Source organism: Tahibacter sp. (genome assembly GCF_032229445.1).
Classification (GTDB): Bacteria; Pseudomonadota; Gammaproteobacteria; order Xanthomonadales; family Rhodanobacteraceae; genus Tahibacter.
Genome location: NZ_JAVTWC010000008.1, coordinates 1 through 2955, shown reverse-complemented (window position 1 = coordinate 2955; position 2955 = coordinate 1). Strand labels below are relative to the sequence as shown.

The 2955-nt window shown below is 51.8% G+C and carries 3 protein-coding genes; 2 read left to right on the top strand and 1 reads right to left on the bottom strand.

Annotated features, from left to right (window positions below; genetic code table 11):
* Both RUU78_RS02220 and RUU78_RS02215 read left to right on the top strand, forming a co-directional pair.
* On the top strand, nucleotides 1–892 hold an 892-nt coding region (locus RUU78_RS02220), incomplete at its 5' end, for an HNH endonuclease (RefSeq protein ID WP_313913230.1).
* Between the two features lie 92 nt (nucleotides 893–984).
* Entirely contained in the window at nucleotides 985–1527 is a 543-nt protein-coding gene (locus tag RUU78_RS02215) for a hypothetical protein (protein WP_313913228.1), read from the top strand.
* 157 nt (nucleotides 1528–1684) lie between these two features.
* Here the strand turns inward: RUU78_RS02215 and RUU78_RS02210 are convergent.
* Nucleotides 1685–2955 (bottom strand): hypothetical protein (locus RUU78_RS02210; protein ID WP_313913226.1); only part of this gene is annotated, 1271 nt, incomplete at its 5' end.

Here is a 2955-nt window from a genome sequence, read left to right as displayed (position 1 = left end):
ACTTACAGTCAAGCGCAAGTTAGAGAGCTTGGGGTTTGTAGTTGTCCGAGATAGAACGGCGGAGGACGAAAGCAAAAGCTCTTCCAAGAGATTCAAGCATGGGACCAGTCGCACATGGGAGCTTGCGCTAGACGCTGTTTGTTCGCTAGGTGGCATAGCTACAGCCAAGGCTGTAAGACTTTTTTTAAAGCAAAACGTCTCTGGCTACAAAATTGCCAATACCGCTCCAGATCTCGCCGCGCTTTCAGTCAATAAACCTTCCAGAACAAATTTCAGTGGCAACAAAAAACCACGTAGAACCGACGATGGCAATAAACTTGACGGCCTATACCACAATGATGGCCGCTACGAACTCTACTATCCGCCGATACACGGCGTATGGGAAATATACATAGACGACCGAACGTCGACTCTTAGAGTAAGGAAGACAATCGAGAATACCAGTCCATCAATATCAGACGCTATTGTCCAATCGGAAGTCGATCCTTCCAACTTAGATGATGCGCGAGAGCGCATCTTCGGTCTGATCGTTTGCAGACGAGGCCAGCCACAGTTTCGGCAAGCACTGCTACACGCTTACGGCCACCAGTGCGCGGTAACAGGCTGCAACGCGCCCCAGGTTCTCGAAGCCGCACATATCTGCGCCTACCGGGGCATGCACACCAATATAGTGGGAAATGGAATTCTCTTGAGGGCTGACATACACACCCTTTTTGACCTTAAGCTCATTTCTGTCAACTGTAACGATATGACGCTATGGGTGTCGGCAGAACTGTCAGGAACGGAGTTCGCGGAACTCCGTGGAACCTCCGTGAGGTTACCGGACGACCAGAAAAATCACCCAAGCAAACACGCTCTTCGAGCGCACTATTTAGAAGCAACCAAAACGTAGTCAGCGAATACTCGGCCAACATCTATATCGCTACCAAAAGAACTGACCGCGCTATTCTTTAAAGCTGCATTGCTCGCCACAGAGGTTCACCGATGAACTCCGAGCAATTACGCGCCGAACAACTGATCTATCAGCGAATCGGCGAGTTTACCGTCTCATTCCAATGGATCGAAAATAGGCTCCGCGAAATTGGATGGCAAATTCTCGACCCCAGTCACTTGCAACGCCCGCCTCAATCTTTGCGAAATCTTACTAACGATAAACTCGTCGACCGCGTTCACGAACTCTTTCTCGATGCGTTGCCAAAATGCAAGCTATCCGCAGCACTGGAAAACAGTTTCAAGGAATGCTTTGAGTCCGCGGTCCAGAAGCTACACGGTCTACGCAAAGCTAGAAACCGCATACTCCACTCCGCATTTATCGAGCTTAAGGCTGGTGGCGAAGTACAAGGCATTTTACGTTCTGGCACAAAGCTCCAGATTGACGAAGAAACGGGCGACGTGCTTTTCGACCAGCAATACCTCGCCCCCGAGTCCTTCTCCGCAGAGATGGCATCCATGGCCGAATTGGTGTTGTTCTTGAATCGAGCCTATTTGCAACTTATCCATAGATACCCTCTCGACAGTGACCCGTAGAAAAGGGAGGGGGGTCAGACCAAGTTCGGCCTTTCGGCAACTTCAACGATAAGCTATCCCGATCTAATTAGCCGGGACAACGGGTCCAGGTTAACTTCGAGGTTCACGCCTCAAGGTAACCTGACCAGGTTTTCCTAACCGCAAAGGTAAGCAGCTTCTAATTCACGCGGTGCAGCCGAAAGAGCTTGTCAAAAAAATGGGACACTCTCTCTGCGGCGCTCGCACCGACTAATTCATTAGCGCCGAATCGGTAAACCTCATATCCCGCCAGCCGCAATTCGCGGTCAGCTGACACCATATCCGCGTAAACCTTCAAAGAAGGGGTGTCGTTTTCCGAGAAGTGGTGCTTCCCATCGACCTCTAGCACGATTCGCTGGCTTCCGGGAAGGAGCAATAAAAAGTCCATGCGTTGCCGCGGAATTGGAAGCCGGTGGCGCAGGGTTTTCACGACTGCCGGATCATAGTGCAGATAGACCTGCGGAATGAGCGCGGGCAACGCCTCGTTCAAAACGTTTCGATAGACCTTGAAGTAAGTTGCAAACAGCTTGCGTTCTGCATCAGAGGCTAAAGATTCGTTAAGGCGTGCGCCGAGACTCGCTGCGTCGCCCATTGGGGTTATAGCACCCCACCATGCGACAAGCTCCGACCACAATAGTCCGTTGGAGCTAATTGGCAGATCGTAAACCAAGCAGTTCTCCTCGCCAGAGAGAATCACAATGTCGTTGTTGATGGCATCGGCGAAGCCGATCTCCGGCTTAGGCCCTCGAGAGGCGAAAATTAGGTTCTTCGGCCTGCCACCGACGCGACGCGCCAAAGGAAGAAACGCGTAGATCGGGTGACCAGAAACCTCTTCCACCTGGGCGAGCTCGTATCCGTCTCGACCGATTATATTGTTAAGGATATCGACCAATTGCGATTGCTCCTTCCCTGATCGAGAGAGAGGGTGAACAGTCTCAGCTAGCAACGAACCAAATCGGGCTATGGAGCATTCAAAAGCACCGATTTGTCCAAACAGATGCTCCACCGACCAATCACCTGGATTTAGGTCCATATGCTGACCTATTAGGTCACGCATGCTTCGACCTCTCCCGAACAGCTCCTCGAAGGAGGTAGAGAGAACAAAAAGGCGCTGAAGAATCTCCACTGTACTGCGTTCGCCGGCGAGATCATCTCCGAAGGCTCGCGCGACATCTCGCCGGGTAATGTGCGTCAGGGGAGGATCTTCCGCTTCAAGTATCTTGCGACCCGCCTCGTCAAGAGCGATATCTTCGCGATGCACGGCGAACTTAAGTGCGAAACGCGCGAGCTGTTCCTGAGTAATATTCTTAAGCGCTAGGTCAATGCGCTGCCGCTTTGAGAGGCCCTCCGCACTTGCGGCGCGCGTCAAGGTAGTTGTCGCCTGATGTGTATTCCTATCGAAGCTATGCG

Coding starts and splice junctions, on each gene's coding strand:
- RUU78_RS02215 (WP_313913228.1), top strand. CDS start 985: ATGAACTCCGAGCAATTACGCGCCGAACAACTGATCTATCAGCGAATC.